This is a genomic window from Salinispora sp. CH2A1_6 (genome assembly GCF_056820975.1).
In genome coordinates this window covers 138,031-161,918 of record NZ_JBXEDG010000007.1, presented here as the reverse complement: position 1 = coordinate 161,918, position 23,888 = coordinate 138,031, and the positions used below count along the sequence as shown (strand labels likewise).

The following is a 23,888-nucleotide window of genomic DNA, read 5'->3' as shown; positions in this document are numbered from 1 at the left end:
TGTGACGTCCCCGGACGCCATCGTCGTCGGAGCGGGCCACAACGGCCTGGTGGCCGCCAATCTGCTCGCCGACGCCGGCTGGGACGTGCTCGTGCTGGAGGCGACCGGGGCCCCCGGCGGCGCGGTCCGGTCGGCCCAGGTGACCGCTCCCGGCTACCTGAGCGACCTCTACAGCTCCTTCTACCCCCTGGGCTACGCGTCGCCGGTGCTGCGCGGGCTGGGCCTGGACCGGTACGGGCTGCGGTGGCGACATGCCCCGGACGTGTTGGCGCACCTGATGCCGGACGGACGGGCAGCGGTGCTCCACCGTGACCCGGAGACTACCGCCGCCTCCCTGGAGAGCTTCGCGGTTGGTGACGGGGAACGGTGGTTGACGGCCTACGACGACTGGCGTCAGGTGGGCGGCCCGGTGTTGGACGCCATCACCACCCCGTTCCCGCCGGTGCGTAGCAGCGTCGCGCTGCTACGCCGGCTGCGGGTCGCCGGCGCGCTGCGTCTGGCCCGCCGGTTGGTGACGCCGGTACGCCGGCTCGGCGACGAACTCTTCACCGGAGCGGGCGGGACGGCGCTGCTCGCCGGCTGTGCGCTGCACACCGACCTCGCCCCGGAGGAGGCCGGCTCCGGGGCGTACGGGTGGCTGCTGGCCATGCTTGGTCAGCAGGTCGGTTGGCCGGTGCCGGACGGCGGTGCCCAACGGATCACCGATGCTCTGGTGGCCCGGCTCGCCGACCGGGGCGGCCAGATTCGCTGCGACGCGCGGGTGGATCGGGTGCTGACCGCGCGGGGTCGGGCGATGGGCGTCCGGACCGAGGACGGCGGGCTCTGGCGGGCCCGCCGTGCGGTGCTCGCCGACGTGCCGGCCCCCGCGCTCTATCTGGATCTGGTCGGGGCCGACGTCCTGCCGCCGCGGCTGGTGGCGGACCTGGCCCAGTTCCGCTGGGACGGCGCAACGCTGAAGGTTGACTGGGCGCTCTCCGCCCCGGTGCCGTGGCGGAACCGGGCGGTCGCCACCGCCGGCACCGTACACCTCGGGGCCGACCTCGATGGAATGACCAGCTATGCGGCGGCGCTGGCCCGCGGGGAACTCCCCCTGGACCCGTTCCTGTTGGTCGGGCAGATGACGGTGGCCGACCCCAGCCATTCGCCACCCGGTACCGAGTCGTTGTGGTCGTATACCCACCTGCCGTTCCGACGGCGGTGGCGGGTCGAGGAGATCGCCGCGCAGGTGCAGCGGATGGAGCAGGTGCTGGAGGAGGCCGCCCCGGGATTCCGTGCGCTGGTGGTGGGCCGGCACGTGGCGGGACCGGCGGACCTGGAGGCGGGGGACCCGAGCCTGGTCGGCGGGGCACTCGGTGGTGGCACGGCCGCCGCCCACCAGCAGCTCTTCTTCCGTCCGGTCCCGGGACTCGGCCGCGCCGACACCCCCGTCGACCGGCTCTTTCTGGCCAGTTCGTCGGCGCATCCCGGCGCTGGGGTCCACGGCGCGCCCGGTGCGAACGCGGCGCGGGCGGCGTTGGCCCGTGACGCGGCGCTCACCGGTGGTGTGTACGCGGCGACGGTCGGCGCCGCGCAGCGCGCGGTCTACCGCTGACCGGGTTCGTGGTGTGGTGCGCCTGAACCCCGCCGGCGCCGTGCCTGTCTCGACCACCGTGCCTGTATCGGCGCTCGCGGGAGGTGGGCCGCAACGCCGGCCCGGCTCAACGGTCGACGTGGCGATGCTTGCTGCGTAGACGGAACGGCATCAGGGCACTTTCAATCTTGGTGGCGGTGGTCATCTTCGAGGCACCGTCTCGCCGCTCCTCGAACCGGATCGGCACCTCAAGGATCGTGTGCCCCAGCTTCGTGGCCAGGTAGTGCATCTCCACCTGGAAGCTGTACCCATTGGACTGCACCCGCTCCAGGCCGATGTCGCGCAGCGCGTCTGCCCGCCAGATCTTGAAACCGGCGGTGAGGTCCCGGATCCGGACCCGCAGCAGGGTGTGTACGTACAGGTTCGCCCAGCCGCTCAGCGCCCGCCGGTAGAGCGGCCAGTTCTCGTCCAGCTCGCCACCCGGCACGTAGCGAGACCCGATCACGACACCGGCCTGGGTGGACAGCAGCGCGCCCAGCATGCCCGGCAGTGCGTCTGGTGGGTGGGAAAGGTCGGCGTCCATCTGCGCCACGAACTCGGCACCGTCGTCGAGGGCCCGCCCGATGCCGTCAACGTACGCCCGGCCCAGGCCTTCCTTGCCGGCCCGGTGGACGACCTCGATCCGGCCCGGGTGCTCCAGGGCCAGCTTGTCCGCGACCTCGCCGGTGCCGTCGGGCGAGTTGTCGTCGGCCACGAGGACCTTCAACCCGGGCAAGGGCAGCGCGAGTAGCTGTTCCACCAGCGCCGGAAGGTTGCCCACCTCGTTGAAGGTCGGCACCACGACGGTCAGGCGCACGTCCCGCCAGGGCGACGGCAACTGCACGGGTTCACTCATGTCGGAAATCCTTGTTTCGCGGACTTGGCTGCCTGCGAGGGTAGCCAGTGCTCCGGTACGTCATGTGACTGCTCCCTGGCCTCGGCCGACCCACGTCGTCGGTCAACGCCCAGCGCAGCCCGGAGGACACGCTTGGTCACCGAAAGGCCCCTCGGTGGGGCAGTCGGACACATTCTGCCCGATCCCCGGGGGCACGCCAAACGGCGCACGGGGACGACCGGCGGCCGGGTTAGCTTCTCGGGGGCGGCGGGTAAGTCCACGGCGGGGCGGAGCGAGTCAGGTCCATCGCGCCCGCGTCGGCGGCGCCGGCGCTGAGGTTTACTCCCCGGGGCGCCGGGAACCCGCCGGCCGTGCCACAGGTGGAGCCGGATCAGCGCAGGTCGGCCCGGGCAGCAGCCCGCTCCGGCCCAGGTGGGGCTCCTCGCCTCTTCGCTGCGGTGCTGCTGGACCGGGATGGCACCCTCATTGAGGACGTCCCGTACAACGGGGATCCGGAGCGGGTACGGCCGATGCCGGGGGCGCGGGCGGCGCTGGATGCGCTCCGCGCGGCGGGTTTACGGCTGGCGGTGGTGACGAACCAGTCCGGGCTGGCCAAAGGGCTGTTCACCAGGACGCAGATGCGGGCCGTGCACGCCCGCGTTGAGCAGTTGCTCGGCCCGTTCGATGCCTGGCTGGTCTGTCCGCACGACGAAGCGGACCGGTGTGGTTGCCGTAAACCCAGGCCCAAACTGATCCACTCCGCCGCCCGCCGGCTCGGCACCACACCGCAAGAGTGCGTGCTGATCGGTGACATCGGCCGCGATGTCACCGCCGCCCTGGCTGCCGGCGCCCAAGCCGTGTTGGTGCCCACGCCGCTGACCAGACCAGCCGAGACCAGCGCTGCCCCGTGGGTCGCCGCGGATCTACCGACCGCGGTGGCCGAGATTCTTCGTCGGCAGACCGCGATTGCCCCGGCCACCCACCGGCCCACCGCTGCGTCGCCGGCCCCGCAGTCCCTGGCCGCTGTCGGGTCCGAGCCGACCCTGGCCACTGTCGGGTCGGCGCCGATTCTGGTCACTGCTGGGCCGTTGCGCTCCAGCGGCGGCACGGGAACCGTCCTTGTCGTTCGCTCTGACTCGGCTGGCGACGTGGTGGTTACCGGCCCGGCGATTCGGGCTGTCGCCGCCCACGCCCGCCGAGTCGTCCTGTTGTGCGGACCGCGGGGTCGCGCCGCCGCCGACCTCCTACCCGGCGTGGACACCGTCGTCGTACACCAACTGCCCTGGATCGATCCCGCGCCCGCCCCGGTCACCGGGCCGGACATCGCCGCGCTCACCGCCACCCTCGCCGCCGTGAACGCCGACGAGGCGGTCATCTTCACCAGCTACCACCAGTCTCCCCTCCCGCTGGCGCTGCTGCTGCGTACCGTCGGCGTCGGGCGCATCAGCGCGATCAGCGACGATTACCCCGGAAGCCTGCTCGATATCCGCCACCGCGTTCCGGTCGGCGTCCCCGAGCCCGAACGCGCACTCTCGCTCGCCGCCGCCGCTGGTTACTCTCTACCTCCCGACGACGAACCGGCCCTGCGACTGCGGCCCGTGCCACCGCCGCCCGTGCGGGCCGGCGCACCGGGCTACGTTCTGCTCCACCCCGGCTCGGCGGCACAGTCCCGGGGGTTGCCACCGGACCTGGCGGTGGAGATTGTCCGGACGCTGGTCAACGCGGGCCACCGCGTCGTGGTCACCGGTGGCCCCGACGAGGTGGCGCTGACCGCCCAGGTGGCCGGCGGACTCGCCGTTGACCTCGGTGGCGGGACCGAGTTGGTCGACTTGGCCGCGGCCGTCGCCGGTGCCGCCGCGGTGATCGTCGGCAACACCGGTCCGGCCCACCTCGCCGCCGCGTACGGCGTCCCGGTGGTCAGCCTCTTCGCCCCGACAGTCCCCTTTGGTCAGTGGGGACCGTGGCGGGTGCCGACCGTTCGGCTCGGCGATCCGGACGCCCCCTGCCGTGGCACCCGCGCCGCCACCTGCCCGGTGCCCGGCCACCCGTGCCTGAGCCGGATCCAGCCCGAGGAGGTGCTTACCGCGCTGACCCTGCTCGGCGTAGCGCCGTCCCGACCGTCGAGGTCGGCGGGGGTCGTTGCCCTGGCCCGGAGCGGCCGATGAACATCCTGCTCTGGCATGTGCACGGCTCCTGGACCACGTCGTTCGTCCACGGCAAGCACCGTTACCTGGTGCCGGTCACCCCCGACCGCGGCCCGGACGGCCGGGGTCGGGCCCGTACCTATCCGTGGCCGGAGAACGCGGTCGAGATCAGCCCGTCGGAGTTGGCCACCGCCGAGGTGGATCTGGTCCTTTTGCAACGCCCCGAGGAAGAGGCCCTGGCCATCGAGTGGCTGGGCCGTCGGCCGGGCCGCGACATTCCGGCGATCTACGTCGAGCACAACACCCCGAAGGACGGTGCGGTGCCGAACAGCCGACACCCGATGGCCGACCGTGACGACCTGTTGATCGTTCACGTGACCGCCTTCAACCAGCTCTACTGGGACACCGGTGGCACCCGGACCACCGTGGTGGACCACGGTGTCGTGCCGCCGACGGTCGGCTACAGCGGCGAGTTGGAGCGGCTCGCAGTGGTGATCAATGAACCAATTCGTCGCTGGCGGGTCACCGGTACCGACCTGCTGCCCCGCTTCGCCGAGCTCGCTCCGCTGGACGTGTTCGGCCTGAGGGTGACCGGGCTCGCCGACCAGCTCGGACTGCCCGCCGACCGGTTGACCAGTCACGACGACCTGCCCCAGGCGCGGATGCACGCCGAGTTGGCTCGGCGGCGGGCCTATCTGCACCTGTGCCGCTGGACATCGCTCGGGCTGAGTCTGATCGAGGCGATGACGATCGGAATGCCGGTCGTCGCGCTCGCCGCCACCGAGGCCGTGATGGCGGTGCCGCCCGGGGCCGGCGCCCTCGCCACCCGGGTTGACGACCTGCTCATCACCACCGGTCAGTTGCTGGCGGACCCAGCGAGCGCCCGCCGGGCGGGCGCTGTCGCCCGCCGCGCCGCCCGCGACCGGTATGGCCTGGACCGTTTCCTCACCGACTGGGACCGGCTGCTGGAGGAGGAAGTATGCGGATCGCGATGATCTCGGAACACGCCAGCCCGCTCGCGGTCCTCGGCGGGGAGGACGCCGGCGGCCAGAACACGCACGTCGCCGAGCTCTCCGCGGCGCTCGCCGCGGCCGGCCACGAGGTCCGGGTCTACACCCGCCGGGACGCCGTTGACCTGCCGGCAACGGTGCGCTGCCCGGACGGGTACGAGGTGGTGCACGTCCCGGCCGGCCCGGCCGAGCCGCTGGCCAAGGACGGCCTGCTGCCACACATGCGGGAGTTCAGTCACTGGCTGACGGAACGGTGGCGTGGTGATCGGTGGACCCCGGAGGTGGCCCACGCGCACTTCTGGATGAGCGGCCTCGCCGCGCTCGCCGCTGGCCGCAAAACCGGTGTGCCGGTGGTGCAGACGTACCACGCGCTCGGTGTGGTGAAGCGGCGGTACCAGGGCGTACAGGACACCAGCCCGGCCCGCCGCATCGGTTACGAGCGGCAACTCGGTCGCGCGGTGGACCGGGTGATCGCCCAGTGCCAGGACGAGGTCGGCGAGTTGGTGCGGATGGGGGTGCCCCGGTCGCGGTTGACGGTCGTCCCCTCCGGAGTCAACCTCCGTACCTTCGCCCCGCTTGGCCCGGCCGCCGCACGCGACGACGGCCGCCCCCGCATTCTCACCGTGGGGCGGCTGGTCGAGCGGAAGGGCTTCCAGACCGTGGTCCGGGCGATGGGATACGTGCCGGAGGCGGAGTGCGTGGTGGTCGGCGGCCCGCCGGCCGGACTCCTCGAAACCGACCCGTACGCGGGGCGGCTCCGCGCCCTGGCGCACACCTGCGGGGTGGCTGACCGGGTGAGGCTGGCCGGCGCGGTGCCCCGGGAGGAGATGGGCCACTGGTACCGGTCCGCGGACGTGCTGGTCGCCGCGCCGTGGTACGAGCCGTTCGGGTTGACCCCGCTCGAGGCGATGGCGTGCGGCGTGCCTGTGGTGGGGACCGCGGTCGGGGGGCTTCGGGACACGGTCGTGGATGGGGTGACCGGTGACCTGGTGCCCGCCCGGGATCCCCGGGCGCTCGGTACCGCCATCCAGCGACTGCTCGACGACCGGATTCGTCGGTTCGGGTACGCGGCGGCGGCGCTGGACCGGGCTCGGGAGCGCTACGCGTGGGCGGCCACGGCGGAGCGGCTGGTGGAGGTGTACGGCGACGTGGCGGCCGTCGGCCGGGCGACCCGGGTGGTGGCCGGATGACGCCGGCCCGGTCGCTGCTGGAGGAGCACCTGGCGGCGCTTACCGCCGCGCTGCCGTCGTATCGCCGGGCCGCCCAGCGACTCCCCGCCTGGGGAGCCGAGCTCGCCCGTACCCTCGCTGGTGGTTCTCGGCTGCTGGCGGCCGGCAACGGCGGTAGCGCCGCCGAGGCGCAACATCTCACCGCCGAACTCGTCGGCAAGCTTCGCGCCGACCGTCAGCCCTTCTCCGCCATCGCCCTGCACGCCGAGACCAGCGCCCTTACCGCCATCGGCAACGACTACGGCTACGACCAGGTCTTCGCCCGTCAGGTGTATGCCCACGGCCGCCCCGGGGACATCCTCCTGCTGCTGTCCACCAGTGGCCGGAGCCGGAACCTCCTCGCGGCCGCGCAGGCCGCCCACCAGGTCGGCCTGCGCTGCTGGGCGCTGACCGGCCCCGCCCCCAATCCGCTGGCCGACCTCTGCCACGAGACCCTCGCCGTCCCCGCACCGGACGGGCAGATCGTCCAGGAGCTGCACCTGGTCACCAGTCACCTGCTCTGCGAGTACACCGAGCAGGCGCTGCCGGTGCTCCTGGCCGCCACCGCGGATACGCCGGAGAGGCTGCCGGTGGCGGGGATGCCGTTGACCGGCCTGGAAGCCGAGGTGCCGGCCGACCTACCGGCCACCGGGCCGGTGCGGACCGGGGTGGAGGTGGCCCCGGAGGACGGGCCGCAGGTCGAGGGGATGAGGAGGTAAGTGTGAGGGGACCCCTGGTGGTGGTCGGCGACACCCTGCTCGACCGGGACGTGGAGGGGGCGGTGAACCGGCTCTGTCCGGACTCGCCGGTGCCGGTGCTCGACGAGACCTCGTCCACCGACCGGCCGGGCGGTGCCGGTCTGGCCGCGATGTTCGCGGCGGCGGCGCCGGACACCGAGGTCGTCCTGGTGACCGCCCTGGCCGACGATGCCGGTGCCGCCCGGCTCAGCTCGCTTCTCGCCGCGGCCGGCGTCCAGGTGTATGCCCTCGGGCTGGCTGGCGGGACTTCGGAGAAGGTCCGGTTGCGGTCGCAGGGCCGGGTCTTGCTGCGCCATGACCGCAGCGGTGCCGTCGGTGAGCCCGGCCCGCCGGCGGAGGCGGTGCTGCGTGTCATCGCCGGGGCCGCCACCGTGCTGGTCAGTGACTATGGCCGCGGAGTCGCCGGGCAACCGGTACTGCGGGCGGCCTTGACCGGCACCCGGGCCCCGGTGGTCTGGGATCCGCATCCTCGGGGGCCGGCCGCGGTACCCGGGGTGCACCTGGCCACGCCCAACGAGTCCGAGGTGCGCGAGCTGGCGAAGGTGCCACCGGGCGAGACCCGGCTGGTGACCGCGTCGCGGGGCGCGCTGGAGTTGCGTCAGCGATGGCGGGCGCGGGCCGTCGCGGTGACGATGGGCGGGGAGGGAGCGCTGCTCTGTCACGCCGGGCCGACGCCGCTGATCGTACCCGCGGTCTCCACAACGGACGGAGACACCTGCGGTGCGGGGGATCGGTTCGCGGCCACCGCCGCCATCGCTCTGGCCCGGGGTGCGTTGGTCTCCGAGGCGGTGCAGGAGGCGGTCGCCGAGGCGTGTGCGTACGTGGCGGGTGGGGGAGTGGCGAGCATGCTGCCGCCACCGGTTGGGCCATTGCCCTCAGTGCTGCCGGGTGTCCCGGCCGAGCGGGTTGGCGTGGCGGCCGCCGCCACCGTCGTCTCCGAGGTCCGCGCCGCCGGCGGTACCGTCGTCGCGACCGGCGGCTGCTTCGACCTGCTGCACGCGGGGCACGTGGCGACCTTGCAGGCCGCCCGTCAACTCGGCGACTGCCTGGTGGTCTGCCTCAACTCCGACGCCAGCGTGGCGGCGTTGAAGGGTCCGGGCCGGCCGGTGATGCCGCAGGGCGACCGGAGCCGCCTCCTCGCCGCGTTGAGCTGCGTCGATGCGGTCATGGTCTTTGACGATCCGACTCCGCAGGCGGCCCTGACCTGGCTCCGGCCGGACATCTGGGTCAAGGGGGGCGACTATGCCACCGGTGGTGGCGAACCGGTGCTGCCGGAGGCGGACCTGGTGCGGCGGTGGGGCGGGCACACCGTGGTGGTCCCGTACCTGGACGGGCGCTCGACCACCGACATGATCGCGGCTGCGCACCAGCGGGGTGGTGCCAACGCCACCACGTCGGCGGCGACCGCGGTGCTGCGGGCAGAACCATCACCCGGGGTGGGGAGCCGGCCTCATCGGTCGGCGGGGATCCGATGAACGCCGGGTACACGGTCCTGGTGACCGGTGGGTCGAGTGGGCTGGGCGCGGCGGTGGTCTCGGCGGTGGCCGAGGCGGGTGGGCGACCGCTGGTGTTGGACCGGCAGCCCCCGGCGGATGGGGTGCCGTGGGCTGCGTGCGATCTGGCGGACACCCGGGCGGCCGAGGCCGCCACCCGAGAACTCGCCGAGGACAGCGGCGGCCTGGACGCCGTGGTCACGGCGGCCGGAATGGATGTACCGGGTCGGCTGGCCGATCTGCCGGGGGAGGTCTGGGACCGGATCGTCACGGTGGACCTGCTCGCCACCGCCGCCGTCATCCGGGCGGCGCTACCGTTCCTCGAGACGGCTCGGGGCCGGATCGTCACCGTCGCCTCGACGCTGGGGGTCAAGGCGGTCGGCGACGCGACGGCGTACTGCGCGGCGAAGTTCGGGGTGGTCGGGTTCACCCGTTCCCTCGCCGCCGAGCTCGCCGGCCGAGTTGGCGTGACCCTGCTCATCCCCGGTGGCATGCGCACCGCCTTCTTCGACGACCGGGACCCGCAGTACCGACCCGGGCCGGACGCGATCCTCAACGACCCGGCGGACACCGCCGCCGCCGTCATGGTCGCCCTGACCCAACCCGCCGGCTGTGCCGTCCGGGAGCTGGTGGTCTGCGCCGAACAGGAGTCCTCCTACCCGTGATCCTGATTCTTCGTGCGCTGGGCCTCGGCGACCTCGCCACCGCCGTGCCGGCTCTGCGTGCCCTGCGTGGTCGTTACCCCGACGAGCGCCTGGTCCTGCTCGCCCCGCGCTGGTTGGCCCCGCTGGTTGAGCTGATCGGCGGTATCGACGAGCTGGTCGACACCGCCGATCTGTCTCACCTGCGGTGGCGCGGCCCCGCCCCTGATCTGGCGGTTAACCTGCATGGCCGCGGGCCAGAGTCACACCGCCTGCTGGTCGGCACCCGCCCCCGTCGGCTGTTCGCCTTCGTGAACCGGGCCGCCGGGCACCACGACGGCCCCTCCTGGCGGGCTGACGAGCACGAGGTCCATCGGTGGTGCCGCCTGCTGGCCTGGCACGGTGTTCCGACCGACCCGAACGATCTGGGGCTGCGCCGGCCAGCACCCGGCCGGAACCCGACCGGGGTGACTCTGCTGCATCCTGGCTCGAAGATTCCGGGCAAACGCTGGCCGGTGGAGCGGTTCGCGGCCCTCGGCCGCCAGCTTGCCGGTACCGGTCATGAGATCGTCATCACCGGTGACGCCACCGAGCAACCCCTCGCCCGCCGGGTCGCGCAGCTCGCCGGGCTGCCCGCGCACACCGTACGAGCCGGCCGTACCGACCTGCGTCATCTTGCCGGCCTGGTCGCCCACGCCCGCCTGCTGATCAGCGGTGACACCGGCATCGCCCACCTCGCCACCGCCTACGGCACTCCCTCGGTGGTCCTCTTCGGTCCCCACTCGCCGGCCCGGTGGGGGCCACCACCCGAACGGACGTGGCATCGGAGCCTCGGGACGGACGGCGGCGGGGACTGTCCGGACCGGGACCGGGCGGGGCCCCATCCGACGCTGGCGGCGATCAACGTCGACCAGGTGCTGGTCGCCGTGGCCGAGGTGGAGCGGACGGTGCGGACGACCGGTGCGACTGCGGCGTAGCGATCCGGGCCGGCCCGGCTACCGGCGCCACCGGCGCGGCCGGGGCTGGGGGTTCTGCGATCCGGCCGGCGAACCGGTCCGTGATCCGGCTCGGCTGGCCCGCCTGCGTGACCTCGTCATCCCGCCGGCCTGGCAGGACGTGTGGATCTCGCCGTATCCGAACGGGCATATCCAGGCCACCGGCATTGACGCTGCTGGGCGCCGACAGTACCTGTATCACCCGGAGTGGCGGCGTAAGCGGGACGAGGCGAAGTTTGACCACGTACTCGAGGTGGCCCGGCGGTTGCCCCGGTTGCGCGAACGCATCGCGGAGGACCTCGACGGTCGGGGACTGAACCGAGACCGGGTGCTGGCCACTGTGGCTCGACTGTTGGACCTGGGTGCCTTCCGGGTGGGCAGCGAGCGGTATGCGGCCGGCGACGATCCGACGTTCGGAGTGTCCACCCTGCGCCCGGAGCACGCCCACTCCCGCCGGGGCTGCATGGTCCTCGAGTTTCCGGCGAAGGGCGGCGTCGAACAGGTGCGGTGGATTGAGGATCCGGTGCTGTGTCGGGTGCTGGCCAATCTGCGGCGTCGCCGCCGCGCCGCGGCTCGGCTCTTCGGCTACTGGGATGGCCGGAACTGGCGGGACGTGCGCCGAGACGATGTCAACGGGTATCTGCGAGTGGCCAGCGGTGGTGAGATGACCGCGAAGGATTTCCGGACCTGGCACGCCACCGTTTTGGCGGCCACCGGACTGGCCGCTGCTGGCGGAGAGCGGTCCGCCACCGCTCGTCGCCGCGCGGTGGCCGCGGTCATGCGTGAGGTGGCGGGGTTACTCGGGAACACGCCGACGGTGGCCCGCACGTCCTACGTTGACCCCCGGGTTGTGGACCTCTACCACGACGGTGTGCTGGCGCCGGTCGGTCGGTGGATGCCCCGCGAGGATGCCGAGCGGGGGGTCCTCGAACTGTTGGCCGAGGCCTGAACCGTCGTCCCTGGCCGGGGCAGTCGCCCGGCCGGCGCCGGTGGTCTGAGGAAGCAGTGGCCAATCGGGGCGGCCTCAGCGGCGGAACATCGCTCGGATCGCGGCGACCAACAGTAGGCCGCCCACCACCACGCCGAGGAGGCGTACGCCGGGGATGTCGGCCGGGCCCGTCGCCTCGGCCAGGAGTTCGGAGTCCATCCCCGAACTCTCCCGGGTCCGGTCGCCACCCAGCAACTGTTAGGTTTATTGACTATTTATTGGGGTGATGTGACCATGGCAAAGCGTCGCCACCGGGCGCAGAGACGGGGGAGGGACATGACCGACTGGATTGCCGAGTGGCCCGAGGTGGCGGTGTGAGTACACGTGAGACACACCTTGTATCCCTGGCCGCCACCGTCCTTCAGCCGGGCTTCGTCGGTACCACCGCCCCGTCCTGGGTTCGCCGCTGGCTGGGGGAGGGGCTCGGCGGGGTGGTGCTCTTCGCCCGCAACGTGGTCGACTCGGATCAGGTCGCCGCGCTGACCGCGACGCTGCGCGCGGAGCGGCCGGACGTCATCGTCGCCATCGACGAGGAAGCCGGTGACGTGACCCGGATCGAGTCGGGTCTCGGCAGTTCCCGCCCCGGCAACCTGGCCCTCGGCGTGATCGACGATCCGCTCCTGACCGAGGAGGTGGCCAACGACCTCGGCACGGAGCTGGCGGCGCTCGGGATCACCCTGAACTACGCGCCCGCCGCCGACGTCAACTCCAATCCGGACAACCCGGTGATCGGAGTCCGATCCTTCGGGGCGGACCCGAATCTGACTGCCCGGCACACCGCCGCCTGGGTGCGGGGCCTACAGGCCGGCGGCGTCGCGGCCTGCGCCAAACACTTCCCCGGGCACGGTGACACCCAGGTCGACTCCCACCACGGCCTGCCCCGGATCGCCGGCGATCGGAGCCGGTTGGACGCGGTGGAGCTGACCCCGTTTCGCGCCGCGCTCTCCGCTGGCGTGCAGGCGGTCATGACCGGTCACCTGTTCGTGCCCGCGCTGGACCCAGACCTACCGGCCACCCTGAGCCGCCGGATCCTCACCGGCCTGCTCCGGGACGAGTTGGGCTTCGCCGGGGTCGTGGTGACCGACGCGGTGGAGATGCGCGCGGTCGCCGACCGGTACGGCTTCACCGGCGCGGCGGTACGTGCCCTGGCCGCGGGGGCCGACGCCATCTGCGTCGGGGGTGAGCACGCCGACGAGGGCGCGGCCCGGCGGCTGCGGGACGCGATCGTGGCCGCCGTCGCAGCGGGAGACCTTCCCGAGGAACGCCTCGTCGAGGCGGCCAAGCGGGTTGACCAACTCGCTGCCGCCACCGCCGCCCGCCAGGCCGGCCAGCCCACCCGTCCAGCGGCCGGCAGCGGCTCGGCGGTGGGGTTCGCCGCCGCCCGCCGGGCCGTCAGGGTAACGACGGCTGGTGCCGGGCTGGGCGCGCTGCCGCTGGCCGGCCCCGCCCACGTGGTCGAGTTTGCGCCGCCCCGCAACCTCGCGATCGGCGCGGAGACACCGTGGGGCGTCGCCGCGCCCCTGGCGGCTCTGCTGCCGGGCACCACCACCGCCCGATATGTCGGAGGCCGAGGTGCCCCTGGACCTCACCAGCCACGCCGGTGGCCGCCACCTCGTCCTCGTCGTCCGTGACCTACACCGGCATCCGTGGATGCGGGCGGCCGTGACGCGCGCGCTGGCCGGCCGCCCGGACGCCGTCGTCGTCGAGTTGGGCGTACCCGAACTGGTCACCGGAGCGGTGCACGTCGCCACCCACGGCGCGACCCGCGCCGGCGGCCGGGCCGCGGCGGAGCTCCTGACCGGGATCGGCTGACCGCGAGCCGCGATGGCCGCCGGACCGGGATCGGCTGATCGCGGGCCGCGGCGGTTCAGCGGTCGGGGGAGAGCCTCGCCACCTCGTCGAGCAGACGGTCCACTTCGGCGCGGGTGTTGTAGTGGTACAGGCTGACGCGTACCGCCCCGCCGCTGTCCCGCAGCCCCAACGTCTGGAAGTACTCGTAGGCGTAGTAGTCACCGGCGGAGAGGCAGAACCCCGCCGCACCGAGCGCGGCCTGGGTATCGGCCGGCGACCGGCCGGCCAGCCGGAACGACACCGTGGGGCAGCGCCGGGCCGGCGAGCCGAGCACGGTGACCGCGGGCAGGTCAGCGAGACCGCCGAGTAGCCGGTCCAACAGCTCCTCCTCGTACGCGCGCGCCGCGCTCAGGCTGCTCCGCAGTCGCTCCCGTCGGCTCCCGGTGGCCGTCGGGTCCAGCCCGGCGAGGTGGTCCACGGCGACGGCCGCCCCGGCCAGCAGCGGAAAACTGGGCGTGCCGTACTCGAATCGATCGGGTACGGAGTCGGCGGAGGGGCGTAGCTTCGCGGGGCGCAGCTGCTCCCAGCACACCGGATCCGCCGCCACCGCGGCCAGGTGCGGTCCAGACCACTTGTAGGCGCTGGTGACCAGGAAGTCAGCGCCCAACGCGGTGCGGTCGGTCGGACCGTGCGGCACCGAGTGCACACCGTCCACGCAGACCAGCGCTCCGACGGCGTGGGCTGCCCTGGCGATCGCCGCGACGTCGGGCATCGTGCCGATCGCATTGCTGGCGGCGGTGACCGCTACCAACCGAGTCCGTTCGTTGACCAGGTCGGGGTACTGACCAGTCGGCAGCTCGCCGCTGTGCCGATCGAACTCCGCCCACCGTACGGTGGCGCCCGCCGCCTCGGCTGCCTGGATCCACGGCCGGACGTTGGCGTCGTGGTCGAGTCGGGACACCACCACCTCGTCTCCTGGCCGCCAGGTTGCCCCGAGGGCGCGGGCCAGGGTGTAGGTGAGCGCGGTCGCGCTCGGGCCCAGCACCACCCCCTCCGGATCCGTGCCGAGCAGGTCGGCCAGGGCCGTACGGGCGGCGGCCACCAGCTCCAGCGAGCGTCGGCCGGGAAGGTTGCCGCCGCTGCGGTTGCCCAGCGCCGTACCCATCGTCTCGGTCACCGTGGCGATCACCGGCGCGGCGGTCTGGGTGCCGCCGGCACCGTCGAAGTGGACGTGCCCCTCGGCCAGGGCGGGATACGCGGCCCGAATGCGGGCGATGTCGAACGGCATGAGCGGACCCTAACCCGCGTTGCCGAAGTCGGCGGAGAGTCGATACGGCGGCCGTCTCGTACCCTTGGGCCGTGACGAACCGACGCGTTCCCCTCCCCCCGAAAACCCCCCGTCGAACCGCCGGCCTCCTCGTCGGCCTGGCGCTCGGTGCCGCCGTGCTGGCCGGCTGCGGCTCCGCGGAGGGGGTCTCCACCGACTGTGGGCTGGACGGCTGCACGGTCACCTTCGACCGTGAGACCAACGCCGAGGCCAGTATTCTCGGCGTCCAGGCCAAGTTGATCGGCGCCCAGGACGACCAGGTGACCGTCGAGGTCGCCGGCGAGCAGCTCACCCTCACCTCCGGGCAGCCGGCCGCCGAGGTCGGCGGGTTCTCGGTCACGCTGGACAACGTCACCGCCGACCAGGTCGCTATCCGGGTGGCGCAGGGCTCGGAGGGCTGAGCGACCGGAGCCCCTTCGTCCCGGGGTGGATTTTCTACCCGCTCCGGGACGGCCTCCGGGGCTACCGCCGCAGGCGTGACGTACGGTAGCTCCAGGCAGGTGCTATCAGCGTCGTCGCTCCGGCACTCCCCTTTCGGTGCCTTCTGCCTCCTCCGCTGTCGTGACCAGAAGGTCTGAACTGGTCGGCCTGGCCGATCGCCGGCACCATTGGCCTTCGCCGGGCGTCCTGACGCCCGGTTGGTGAGGAGGAGAGACCGTGCAGAGCTACCTCGGGACGATCATCGCCGTGCTTGCCGCCGCGGCGAGCGCCCTGTTTGTGGTCGGCGTCACGCACCGGATAGCCCGGCGGCTCGGCCAGCGTTCACTGCTGTTGACCGGGCTGGCCCGGCACGCGCACCGCGCGTTCCAGGTGGCGACGACCATCCTCGCCGTGCAGTTCGCCGTGCGGTTCACCACCGGCTACGCGACCGGCACCAGCTGGCGTAAGGCCCTGCTGCACATCCTGGTGCTCGGGGTGATCGCCGCTGGCGCCTGGCTGGTCGCCGCGTTGCTGGTGGTGGTCGAGGACACCGCGCTCGCCCGGTTTCAGGTCGAGGTGGCGGACAACCGACACCGCCGGATTCGCACCCAGGTGGTGCTCCTGCGCCGATTGACCATCGCGGTGGTCGTCTTCCTGGCGCTCGGCGTGATGCTGATGACCTTCCCTGCCGTCCGCGGGATCGGCGCTGGAGTGCTGACCAGCGCTGGTGTGGTGGGTGTGGTGGCGGCATTGGCCGCGCAGAGTCTGCTGGGCAACGTCTTCGCCGGCCTCCAACTCGCCTTCAGTGACGCCGTACGCCTCGGCGACGTGGTGGTCGTGGATGGGGAGTGGGGTCGGATCGAGGAGTTGACCCTCAGCTATGTGGTGTTGCGAATCTGGGACGACCGGCGGTTGATCCTGCCCACGTCGTACTTCACCAGCAAGCCGTTCCAGAACTGGACCCGGAGCGAGGCCGCGGTGCTCGGCACCGCCGAGTTCGATGTCGACTGGTCGATCTCGGTGCAGGCGATGCGGGAGGAGCTGCGTCGCCTGGCGGAGAGCAGCGAACTGTGGGACGGCAGAGTCTGTGTGTTGCAGGTGATCGACGCGACCGGTGGCATGATCAAAGTGCGCGCGTTGGTCAGCGCCGCGAACGCCGGCCACCTTTGGGACCTGCGCTGCCTGGTCCGTGAGCACCTGGTTGCCTGGGTGTGGAAGCAGCGGCCGACCGCGATGCCGCGCATGCGGGCCGAGGTCGGTGATGCCGGGGGCGGCCAGCCGTGGCAGTGGGCCTCGCCCCGCCGACCGTCCCAGGCGGGCCAGCTCGCCGACGGTGCCGGGTCCGACGATGCGCGGATCTTCGGCGGCAGCGAGGACGGCACCGCCCGCAGCGAGGCCTTCGTCGGCCCGGACGAGCCGGCCGACTCCCACCGTTGACCCGCTTCGCCCCACCGTTTTTGCCAGCTTCGTCCCACCGTTGACCGGCTTCGCCCCGCCGCTGCCGCCTCCGTTCTGTCGGTCGGTCGGTCCGGACCGACGGGCCCGCGGTGGGACTCCACCGCGATCGCCGGCTGCGCGGGCTTGGCCGGGGGAGTTAGCGTGACGTGGTGGGGTGGGGGACGTTGGGCCGAGTGCGGCAACGTTTGGAACGGCGTTGTGGGGGGACCTGCTGCGCGACCCCGTGACCTGCGCCGCGCGTTGGCGAAATCGGGCGACGGATCGACGGACGGCTGCCAGGGGGCATGAAGCGCGGTGACGAGGAGAGGAGGACAGCATGGCTGACGTGGCGAACGCCCGCCCGACCCAGGCGGGGAGTGAGCCGTCCACCGCCGAACTGGTGCAGCGGGCCACCGAGCAGGCTTCCCGGCTGGTCCGCGACGAGCTGGCGCTGGCCCGCGCGGAGCTGGCCCAGAAGGGGAAGCACGCCGGGGTCGGGGTCGGCCTCTTCGGCGGCGCCGGGGTGTTGGCGCTGTACGGGCTCGGTGCGCTCGCGGCGACCGTGATCCTGCTGCTCGCCCTGGTCCTGCCCGCCTGGGCGGCTGCCCTGATCGTCGCGGTGGTGCTCTTCGTCGCCGCCGGGCTCCTCGCCCTGGCCGGGAAGAAGCAGGTCAGCCGGGCGGTTCCGCCGGTGCCGGCGAGCGTGGTGCGCAGCGTCCGGGCGGATGTCGACACCGTCACCGCGGCGGTGAAGGATGGGAAAGCCGCGGCGCAGGACGGGAGACAGACATGACGGGTAACGGGCGGGCCAGCGGGGACACCGAGGCGCTCCGCGAGGAGATCCGGCGGACCCGGGTCGAACTCAGCGAGACCATGGAGGCGCTGGCCGCCAAGGCGGATGTGAAGAAGCGGCTGCGTTCCTCGACCGAGCAGGCGAAGGAGCGGATGCGGGAGCAGGCGACCGCAGCGGCGGCCCGGGTGCGCGGGCGGGCTCGACCGCGCGGTGAACGGGTCCAGGGCAGCCCGGTGCCGTTCACCGCGTTGGCTGCCGGCGCGGTGGCTGTCGTCGTCGTACTGATGATCGTCCGAGGGAGGCGTCGGTGAGCAGAGGGTTGGAAAAGGCCGCCTACAAGCCGGTCGGCATTCTGTTGGGTTTCGCCGCCGGTGCCGCTGCGGGCGCCATCTTCGAGCAGGTGTGGAAGGTCGCGGGTGCTGGCGCGGCGCCGAACGCCACCGACGAGGACCGCGGTTGGGGCGAGATACTGGCCGCGGCGGCGTTGCAGGGGGCGATCTTCGCGGTCGTCCGGGCGGCGGTGGACCGGGGCGGTGCGGTGGGGATGCGCCGGATGACCGGCAACTGGCCGAAGTGACCTGGGTCGTTCGCGCCGAGTCCCCTCGCCGAATTCGGGCGGGATGGGGGCCTTTCCGTCGGTTTGGGGGGACCTGCCGGGCTGATCTTTGGCAGCCGACAGGTCACATGTCAGAGAATTTCGTCCGGTAGGCTGTGCAGAGTTTTTGCGTACGTGGTTTGCTGTTCCACGCTGTTGAAGAGATGGCGTGGGTTGAGAGAAGTCTCCTTCAGGGGGGCCGCCTCAGGCGCCGCTGCTCGAAAACGGCCAACCGGCCGCACGGCGTGCACGGCCGCCAGTTTTAGAAGGAGATACACATGGCGCAGGGAACCGTGAAGTGGTTCAACGCTGACAAGGGCTTCGGCTTCATCACCGTCGACGGCGGGGGTGCTGACGTGTTCGTCCACTTCTCGGCCATCCAGTCCAGCGGCTACCGCACGCTGGAGGAGAACCAGCGGGTGGAGTTCGAGATCGCCCAGGGTCAGAAGGGTCCGCAGGCCGAGCAGGTCCGCCCCCTCTGAGCTACGTCGACCGGCGGAGCGCCGGTCAGTGGCTGATCCGGCTCGCCCGGATCGATACGAGCCCCGCATCCCTTCCCGGGATGCGGGGCCTCGTCGTTTTCGGGTCGGTGGGGCTCAGCGGCGGCGGGTGCGCAGGCCGAGCCAGAGCGAGACCAACCCGGCGAGCGCGAGCGCCGGACCGGCGACGGCCCAGAGCCGCACGTCGGTCATCACGCTGCCCTCGATGTATCCCAGCCCCTGTAGCGTCCAGAGGGCACCGAGCACCACGGCCAGCAGCCCGAGTGCCAGCGCCAGCCAGCCCCGCAGCACGAATTCACGTTCTCGCCCGCCGGGGGCGTCTGTTCCGTTCACCACCGTTCGTGCACCTGCGGCCGGACCAGGTCGTGGTAGACGGTGCCCCAGCCGACTCCGCGCTGTCGGGTGCCGAGGCCGACCACGCCGGAGGCGCGGTTCAGCCGGGGAAAGGTGCGTTGCTCCATGAGGTGAGCCTAGTGATTCGGGCTGGTCCGGATTCGTGGTGGGGCATAGTCTCACAAGACGTACGTACGGTTTGGAGGGGTCATGTGGGATCCGACAACATACCTTCGCTACCGCGACGAACGGGCCCGGCCGTTCCATGACCTGCTCGCCCGGGTGCCGACCGCCCGGCCGCGGGCGGTGGTTGACCTCGGCTGCGGGCCCGGCACGCTGACCACCATCCTCGCCGAACGCTGGCCCGACAGCCGGGTCACCGGCATCGACGCCGCACCGGAGATGATCGACCGCGCCGCCATGCTGGACAGTCCGGTGGAGTTCGTCGTCGCCGACATCCGACACTGGCGTCCGGGCCGGGACCAGGACGTGGTCATCAGCAACTCGCTGCTTCAGTGGGTACCCGAGCACCGGGACCTGCTCACCCGCTGGGCTCGCGAACTGCCGGCCGGCGCCGTCATCGCGGTGCAGGTGCCAGGCAACTTCGATGCGCCGTCGCATCGGGCACTGCGGACGGTGGCCAACCGCTCGGCCTGGCGTACGGTGCTCGGCCCGCTGCTCCGCGACGCGCCGGTGGACGACTCGGTCGGCTACGCCCGGCTGCTGGCCGCCGAGGGTTGCGCGGTGGACGCCTGGGAGACTAGCTATGTGCACCTGCTTGCGGCTCCGGCCGACGCGGACCACCCGGTGCTGAGCTGGATGGAGGGGACCGCGCTGCGTCCGGTGCGCGCCGCGCTCGACCCCACCGGCTGGGCCGACTTCCGGAGGGAGCTGAGCGTACGGCTCGCCGAGGCGTACCCGGTGCAGCAGGGCCAGGTGTGCTTTCCGTTCCGCCGCGTCTTCTTCGTTGCCCGTACCGCCGCCCGCGCAGAGGAGAGTCTGTGACCGACCTGTCCACCTTCATCGCCGGTCTGCCCAAGGCTGAGTTGCACGTGCACCACGTTGGCTCCGCCTCGCCCCGGATCGTCGCCGAGTTGGCCGCCCGGCACGAGGGACGCAGCCCGGTCCCGGCCGACCCGGCGGCCCTCGCCGACTACTTCGCCTTCCGCGACTTCGCGCATTTCATCGAGGTCTACCTGAGCGTGGTGGACCTGATCCGGGATCAGGAGGATGTCTGGCTCCTCACCCACGAGGTGGCCCGGGAGATGGCCCGCCAGCAGGTCCGCTATGCGGAGCTGACGGTGACCCTGTACTCGCACGTGCACCGGGGCATTCCCGCGCCGGCGTTCTGCGAGGCGATCGAGGACGCCCGCAACCGGGCGGCCGCCGACTTCGGTATCGAGCTGCGCTGGTGCTTTGACATCCCGGGTGAAGCCGGCCTGCCGGCGGCCGAGGAGACCCTGCGGATCGCTCTGGACGAGCGCCCCGATGGTCTGATCAGTTTCGGGTTGGGTGGCCCGGAGGTCGGCGTGCCCCGACCCCAGTTCAAGCCGTACTTCGATCAGGCCCGTGCGGCCGGCCTTCGGTCGGTGCCGCATGCGGGGGAGACCACCGGGGCGCAGACCGTCTGGGACGCGCTGCGCGACCTGGGCGCCGAACGACTCGGGCACGGCATCTCGGCGGTCGAGGACCCAGAACTCCTCGAGTTCCTGGCCGAGCGGCAGCTTGCCCTGGAGGTGTGTCCGACCTCCAACGTCCGCACCCGGGCGGTGGCCCGCATCGAGGAGCACCCGTTGCCCCGGCTGGTCGAGGCCGGGCTGTTGGTCACGATCAACTCCGATGATCCGCCGATGTTCGGCACCACCCTCAACGACGAGTACGCGGTGGCCGCCCGGCTGCTCGGCCTCGGTCCGCAGGGCGTCGCCGCGCTGGCCCGCAATGCGGTGACCGCGTCCTTCCTCGACCCGGCGAGCAAACAGCGGATCGCTGGGGAGATCGACGCCTACCTGGCGAACGCGTCCTGAACGGGGGGTGCGCGCGGCGGGAGGAGGGGGGAACGGGTTCCCGCCGCGCGCACGGCTTCACCGGTCGAGGCTGCCTGAACGGCGGGCCGGTGAAGTGGTGGGTTCGCGCCCCGATCATGGCAGGCTCGCGTTGGCGCGGTGCCGGTGTTAAGCGGGATCTAAGGAGAACTTACGCCTGGGCACAGCCTGGGGTAACCCAGCGATCAGCCAGGGCGGGATCGCTTCCAGCGTCGGCCCCCGTCGCGGGCCTCCCGGGTCCTCCGGCCCACCAGGCCGAATCGGCTGACCTGCCGCGGTGTCGCCTCCGGGTCGGCCAGCAGCATCACCACGCTCGCCCCGCCCATTCGGGCGCGGTCGATGCTGACCGAACCGTTGGCCTGCACCGCCACCCGCTTCACGATGTCCAGGCCGAGGCCGGTCGAGCCACGGTCGCTGGCACCCCGGCGCAGCGCCCGGTCCGGGTCTGCGACGCCCGGCCCGGCGTCGTCGATGCGAATGGCGACGTATCCGTCCCGCCGCGAGACCGCTACCTCGAACGCCGTTCCCTGGGATGTGTAACGGAACACGTTGCCGATCACCGCGTCCAGCGCGGCGGCCAACTCCGCACGCGGCACCGGCACCGGGATGCGCAGCTGCGCCCCGGTGACCCGGAACGGCCGGTTCTGGTCGCCGGCCAGCGCGGACCAGAACCGCATCCGTTCCCGGACCACCTCGCTGACATCGCAGCTGCCCGGCGCGGTCTCCTGGGTAGCCGCCTTTCGGGTCGTCTTGATTAACTGGTCGACCTCGTCCTCCAGCGTGGCGATCGCCTGCCGGATCCGCCGGATTCCGCGCCGACGATCCAGCTCTGCCTCGCTGAAGATTCCGATGCTGGTGTCGTCCGGGTCCAACGCCTCGGCGTCCAGCCGAAGCGCGGTCAGCGGCGTGCGTAGTCGGTGGGACAGGTCGGCCACCAGTTCCCGCTCGTCCGCGCGAGTGGCAACCAGGTGCTCAGCCATCCGGTTGAACGCGTACCCGGCCGCAACCAGCTCTCCGGGACCGCTCGGCTCCACCCGGACGTTGAGATCCCCCGCGCCGAGAGCCAGCGCGCCCTGCGCCAGGTCCCGGGCCGCGTGCACCGTGCGGGCCGCCACGCGGTCAACCACCAACACCGCGATGGCGACCAGCGTCGCCCCCACGCCGGCCGCGAGCCACCACGGACTCCCGTCACCGAGACCGGTGGCGGAGAGCACCGGGACGGTGAGGGCCGTGAGCGTACCCATGACCGCCACGACCAGGGCCAGTAACCACCTCAGTCGGGCGCGACCAGGCGGAGGCCCACCCCCCGCACGGTGCGCAGGTAGCGCGGCTTCGCCGCGGTCTCGCCCATCTTCCGTCGTAGCCAGTAGAGGTGAACGTCGATGGTCTGGTCCTCGCCGACCGACGGTTGCCGCCATACCTCCTCCAAGAGTTCCCGGCGCGACACTACCCGGCCCGGTCGTGCCGCCAGGTACGCCAGCAGGTCGAACTCCTTACGGGTCAGCGCCAACGGCTCCCCGTCCAGCTCGGCACTGCGTTCACCGACATCGATCCGAAGCCCACCAACCTCGTGCACCGCGGGCTGGACCGTCCGGCTGGACCGGCCGGCCCGCCGCAGCACGGTCGTGATCCGGGCATCCAGGTGCGCGCCGGTGAACGGCTTGACCATGTAGTCGTCGGCACCGGCGCGCAGCAGCCGGACGACCGACTGTTCGTCGTCGCGCGCGGTGGCGATGATGATCGGGATATCGGTGATACCGCGCAGCATCCGCAGGGCGTCGGACCCGTCGAGGTCGGGCAGACCCAGGTCGAGTACGACGAGGTCGGGTGTTGCCGCCGCCACTCGGCGCAGGGCCTCGAGCGCGGTGCCAACGGCGTGTACGGCGTGCCCCCGGCCGGTGAGGGAGCGCAGCATCGCGCCACGGACGACGTGATCATCTTCGACCAAGAGCACGGTGGCCACCCCAAGACGGTACTCGGCGCGGCAAGGTGGTCGCGTTGCGGCACCGCGGTGAAAGCGGCAAGCTGGTACAACGATGCCCTTCACCCTCTTCGCCGACACGAGACTCGCGCTCGCCCGGGACGCCTTGGCCGGGCTCTCAGTCGGTGACGCGCTCGGCTCCCAGTACGTCGTCCCCGGTGGTAAGTCGGCCGACCTGGCCACCGGCCGGCTCCCGCCGTCCCCGTGGGCCTGGACCGACGACACCGAGATGGCCTGCTCGATCGTCGCCGCGCTCGCCGAGACCGGGCGGATCGACCGGGACGCGCTCGCCCTGGCCTTCGCCGAGCGGTGCGAACCGTACCGGGGCTACGGTCCGGGGGCGGTCAGCATCCTGCGGCTGATCCGCACCGGCACCCCGTGGCCGGTGGCCGCGGCCTCCGCCTTCGCCGGGCAGGGCTCCTGCGGCAGTGGCGCGGCGATGCGGGTTGGGCCGCTCGGGGCGTACTTCGCTGACTCGAGCAGCCGCGCGGCGGCCCAGGCTCGCGCCTCGGCCGAGGTGACCCACGCGCACCCGGAGGGCATCGCCGGCGCTGTCGCGGTGGCCGTGGCGGCGTCGCTCGCCGCTAGGGGGCGGCTGGACGGCCACCGCCCGGAACCAGCGAGACTGCTCGCTGGAGTGGCCACCGCGCTGGACCCGACGAGCGAGGTGTACCGGGGGATCCGACGGGCCGCCGGGCTCCTCGGCCGCCGTCCGGAGGTGGCCGTCGCCGAGCTCGGCAACGGGTCGCGGGTCACCGCTGCGGACACCGTCGCCTTCACCTGCTGGGTCGCCGCCAGTCACCTCGACGACTACCCGGCGGCCGTGCGGGTCTGCGTCGAGGCGGGCGGGGACGTGGACACCACCGCAGCGATCGTCGGCGCGATCGTCGCCGCGCACACCGGGGTCGGTACCCCAGCCGGAGTACCGGCCGACTGGCTGGCCGCCCGCGAACCGCTGCCGGGCTGGTTGCCCTGAGCGCCGACGGTC

At 72.4% G+C, this 23,888-nt stretch carries 25 protein-coding genes and 1 pseudogene; 19 read left to right on the top strand and 7 right to left on the bottom strand.

What is annotated here, in order from left to right; all coding sequences use genetic code 11:
- Window position 1: 1 nt before the first annotated feature.
- Window positions 2–1,591, top strand: a complete 1,590-nt coding sequence (locus AC1UKG_RS12665; protein ID WP_018814097.1) for a phytoene desaturase family protein — start codon at window positions 2–4, stop codon at window positions 1,589–1,591.
- A 106-nt stretch (window positions 1,592–1,697) separates the two neighbouring features.
- On the opposite strand, the gene AC1UKG_RS12660 is transcribed toward AC1UKG_RS12665, so the two are convergent.
- Window positions 1,698–2,465, bottom strand: a complete 768-nt coding sequence (locus AC1UKG_RS12660; protein WP_018814096.1) for a polyprenol monophosphomannose synthase — start codon at window positions 2,463–2,465, stop codon at window positions 1,698–1,700.
- 350 nt (window positions 2,466–2,815) lie between these two features.
- Here AC1UKG_RS12660 and AC1UKG_RS12655 point away from each other — a divergent pair, with 350 nt between their 5' ends.
- From AC1UKG_RS12655 to AC1UKG_RS12620, 8 genes are read left to right on the top strand one after another with little or no spacing between them, the layout of a single operon-like run.
- Window positions 2,816–4,609 (top strand): HAD-IIIA family hydrolase, encoded by a 1,794-nt coding sequence (locus tag AC1UKG_RS12655; protein WP_482642933.1) that lies wholly within the window; start codon window positions 2,816–2,818, stop codon window positions 4,607–4,609.
- Window positions 4,606–5,583 (top strand): glycosyltransferase family protein, encoded by a 978-nt coding sequence (locus tag AC1UKG_RS12650; protein WP_482642932.1) that lies wholly within the window; start codon window positions 4,606–4,608, stop codon window positions 5,581–5,583. The genes AC1UKG_RS12655 and AC1UKG_RS12650 overlap by 4 nt, the downstream gene beginning before the upstream one ends.
- The gene (locus tag AC1UKG_RS12645) at window positions 5,568–6,788 is read left to right on the top strand and encodes a glycosyltransferase (RefSeq protein ID WP_029124022.1); all 1,221 of its coding nucleotides are present in this window, start codon (window positions 5,568–5,570) and stop codon (window positions 6,786–6,788) included. The genes AC1UKG_RS12650 and AC1UKG_RS12645 overlap by 16 nt, the downstream gene beginning before the upstream one ends.
- Window positions 6,785–7,525, top strand: coding sequence for an SIS domain-containing protein (locus AC1UKG_RS12640; protein WP_018814093.1), 741 nt, complete (start codon window positions 6,785–6,787; stop codon window positions 7,523–7,525). The genes AC1UKG_RS12645 and AC1UKG_RS12640 overlap by 4 nt, the downstream gene beginning before the upstream one ends.
- Before the next feature lie 2 nt (window positions 7,526–7,527).
- A complete protein-coding gene (locus tag AC1UKG_RS12635) occupies window positions 7,528–9,039 on the top strand; it encodes a PfkB family carbohydrate kinase (protein ID WP_482642931.1) in 1,512 nt (503 codons plus the stop codon).
- Window positions 9,036–9,722, top strand: a complete 687-nt coding sequence (locus tag AC1UKG_RS12630) for an SDR family oxidoreductase (protein ID WP_018743921.1) — start codon at window positions 9,036–9,038, stop codon at window positions 9,720–9,722. Before AC1UKG_RS12635 ends, AC1UKG_RS12630 begins: the two co-directional genes overlap by 4 nt.
- Entirely contained in the window at window positions 9,719–10,675 is a 957-nt protein-coding gene (locus tag AC1UKG_RS12625) for a glycosyltransferase family 9 protein (RefSeq protein WP_482642930.1), read from the top strand. The genes AC1UKG_RS12630 and AC1UKG_RS12625 overlap by 4 nt, the downstream gene beginning before the upstream one ends.
- Window positions 10,659–11,642 (top strand): DNA topoisomerase IB, encoded by a 984-nt coding sequence (locus AC1UKG_RS12620; protein ID WP_018814091.1) that lies wholly within the window; start codon window positions 10,659–10,661, stop codon window positions 11,640–11,642. The genes AC1UKG_RS12625 and AC1UKG_RS12620 overlap by 17 nt, the downstream gene beginning before the upstream one ends.
- 75 nt (window positions 11,643–11,717) lie before the next feature.
- Here the strand turns inward: AC1UKG_RS12620 and AC1UKG_RS12615 are convergent, their stop codons facing one another.
- Entirely contained in the window at window positions 11,718–11,840 is a 123-nt protein-coding gene (locus AC1UKG_RS12615) for a hypothetical protein (protein WP_018743924.1), read from the bottom strand.
- Between the two features lie 155 nt (window positions 11,841–11,995).
- Between AC1UKG_RS12615 and AC1UKG_RS12610 the strand changes: the two are divergent.
- Window positions 11,996–13,493, top strand: a pseudogene (locus AC1UKG_RS12610) (glycoside hydrolase family 3 protein).
- Window positions 13,494–13,548: 55 nt separating this feature from the next.
- Here AC1UKG_RS12610 and AC1UKG_RS12605 read toward each other — a convergent pair.
- Window positions 13,549–14,760 carry a cysteine desulfurase-like protein gene (locus AC1UKG_RS12605; RefSeq protein ID WP_018743927.1) on the bottom strand — a complete coding sequence of 404 codons (1,212 nt, stop codon included), beginning with the start codon at window positions 14,758–14,760 and terminating at the stop codon, window positions 13,549–13,551.
- A 71-nt stretch (window positions 14,761–14,831) separates the two neighbouring features.
- Here AC1UKG_RS12605 and AC1UKG_RS12600 point away from each other — a divergent pair, with 71 nt between their 5' ends.
- From AC1UKG_RS12600 to AC1UKG_RS12575, 6 genes are all read left to right on the top strand, one after another.
- The gene (locus AC1UKG_RS12600) at window positions 14,832–15,200 is read left to right on the top strand and encodes a hypothetical protein (protein ID WP_018743928.1); all 369 of its coding nucleotides are present in this window, start codon (window positions 14,832–14,834) and stop codon (window positions 15,198–15,200) included.
- 256 nt (window positions 15,201–15,456) lie between these two features.
- Window positions 15,457–16,656, top strand: coding sequence for a mechanosensitive ion channel family protein (locus tag AC1UKG_RS12595; RefSeq protein ID WP_018743929.1), 1,200 nt, complete (start codon window positions 15,457–15,459; stop codon window positions 16,654–16,656).
- Between the two features lie 337 nt (window positions 16,657–16,993).
- Window positions 16,994–17,449, top strand: a complete 456-nt coding sequence (locus tag AC1UKG_RS12590) for a phage holin family protein (protein ID WP_018743930.1) — start codon at window positions 16,994–16,996, stop codon at window positions 17,447–17,449.
- Window positions 17,446–17,760 (top strand): DUF3618 domain-containing protein, encoded by a 315-nt coding sequence (locus AC1UKG_RS12585; protein WP_018743931.1) that lies wholly within the window; start codon window positions 17,446–17,448, stop codon window positions 17,758–17,760. The genes AC1UKG_RS12590 and AC1UKG_RS12585 overlap by 4 nt, the downstream gene beginning before the upstream one ends.
- Entirely contained in the window at window positions 17,757–18,026 is a 270-nt protein-coding gene (locus AC1UKG_RS12580; protein WP_026271364.1) for a DUF4235 domain-containing protein, read from the top strand. Before AC1UKG_RS12585 ends, AC1UKG_RS12580 begins: the two co-directional genes overlap by 4 nt.
- 296 nt (window positions 18,027–18,322) lie before the next feature.
- Window positions 18,323–18,526, top strand: coding sequence for a cold-shock protein (locus AC1UKG_RS12575; RefSeq protein WP_013732668.1), 204 nt, complete (start codon window positions 18,323–18,325; stop codon window positions 18,524–18,526).
- Window positions 18,527–18,640: 114 nt separating this feature from the next.
- Here the strand turns inward: AC1UKG_RS12575 and AC1UKG_RS12570 are convergent, their stop codons facing one another.
- A complete protein-coding gene (locus tag AC1UKG_RS12570) occupies window positions 18,641–18,880 on the bottom strand; it encodes a hypothetical protein (RefSeq protein ID WP_018814088.1) in 240 nt (79 codons plus the stop codon).
- The gene (locus AC1UKG_RS12565; RefSeq protein ID WP_018814087.1) at window positions 18,874–19,005 is read right to left on the bottom strand and encodes a hypothetical protein; all 132 of its coding nucleotides are present in this window, start codon (window positions 19,003–19,005) and stop codon (window positions 18,874–18,876) included. Before AC1UKG_RS12565 ends, AC1UKG_RS12570 begins: the two co-directional genes overlap by 7 nt.
- Before the next feature lie 82 nt (window positions 19,006–19,087).
- Between AC1UKG_RS12565 and AC1UKG_RS12560 the strand changes: the two genes are divergently transcribed.
- Both AC1UKG_RS12560 and AC1UKG_RS12555 read left to right on the top strand, forming a co-directional pair.
- Window positions 19,088–19,882, top strand: coding sequence for a trans-aconitate 2-methyltransferase (locus AC1UKG_RS12560; protein WP_018814086.1), 795 nt, complete (start codon window positions 19,088–19,090; stop codon window positions 19,880–19,882).
- Window positions 19,879–20,901 carry an adenosine deaminase gene (locus tag AC1UKG_RS12555; protein ID WP_482642929.1) on the top strand — a complete coding sequence of 341 codons (1,023 nt, stop codon included), beginning with the start codon at window positions 19,879–19,881 and terminating at the stop codon, window positions 20,899–20,901. Before AC1UKG_RS12560 ends, AC1UKG_RS12555 begins: the two co-directional genes overlap by 4 nt.
- 203 nt (window positions 20,902–21,104) lie before the next feature.
- Here AC1UKG_RS12555 and AC1UKG_RS12550 read toward each other — a convergent pair whose 3' ends face one another.
- The gene (locus tag AC1UKG_RS12550; RefSeq protein ID WP_026271363.1) at window positions 21,105–22,163 is read right to left on the bottom strand and encodes a sensor histidine kinase; all 1,059 of its coding nucleotides are present in this window, start codon (window positions 22,161–22,163) and stop codon (window positions 21,105–21,107) included.
- A 29-nt stretch (window positions 22,164–22,192) separates the two neighbouring features.
- Entirely contained in the window at window positions 22,193–22,882 is a 690-nt protein-coding gene (locus AC1UKG_RS12545) for a response regulator transcription factor (protein ID WP_018743937.1), read from the bottom strand.
- Between the two features lie 73 nt (window positions 22,883–22,955).
- Here AC1UKG_RS12545 and AC1UKG_RS12540 point away from each other — a divergent pair, with 73 nt between their 5' ends.
- Window positions 22,956–23,876, top strand: coding sequence for an ADP-ribosylglycohydrolase family protein (locus tag AC1UKG_RS12540; protein ID WP_018743938.1), 921 nt, complete (start codon window positions 22,956–22,958; stop codon window positions 23,874–23,876).
- Window positions 23,877–23,888 lie beyond the last annotated feature (12 nt).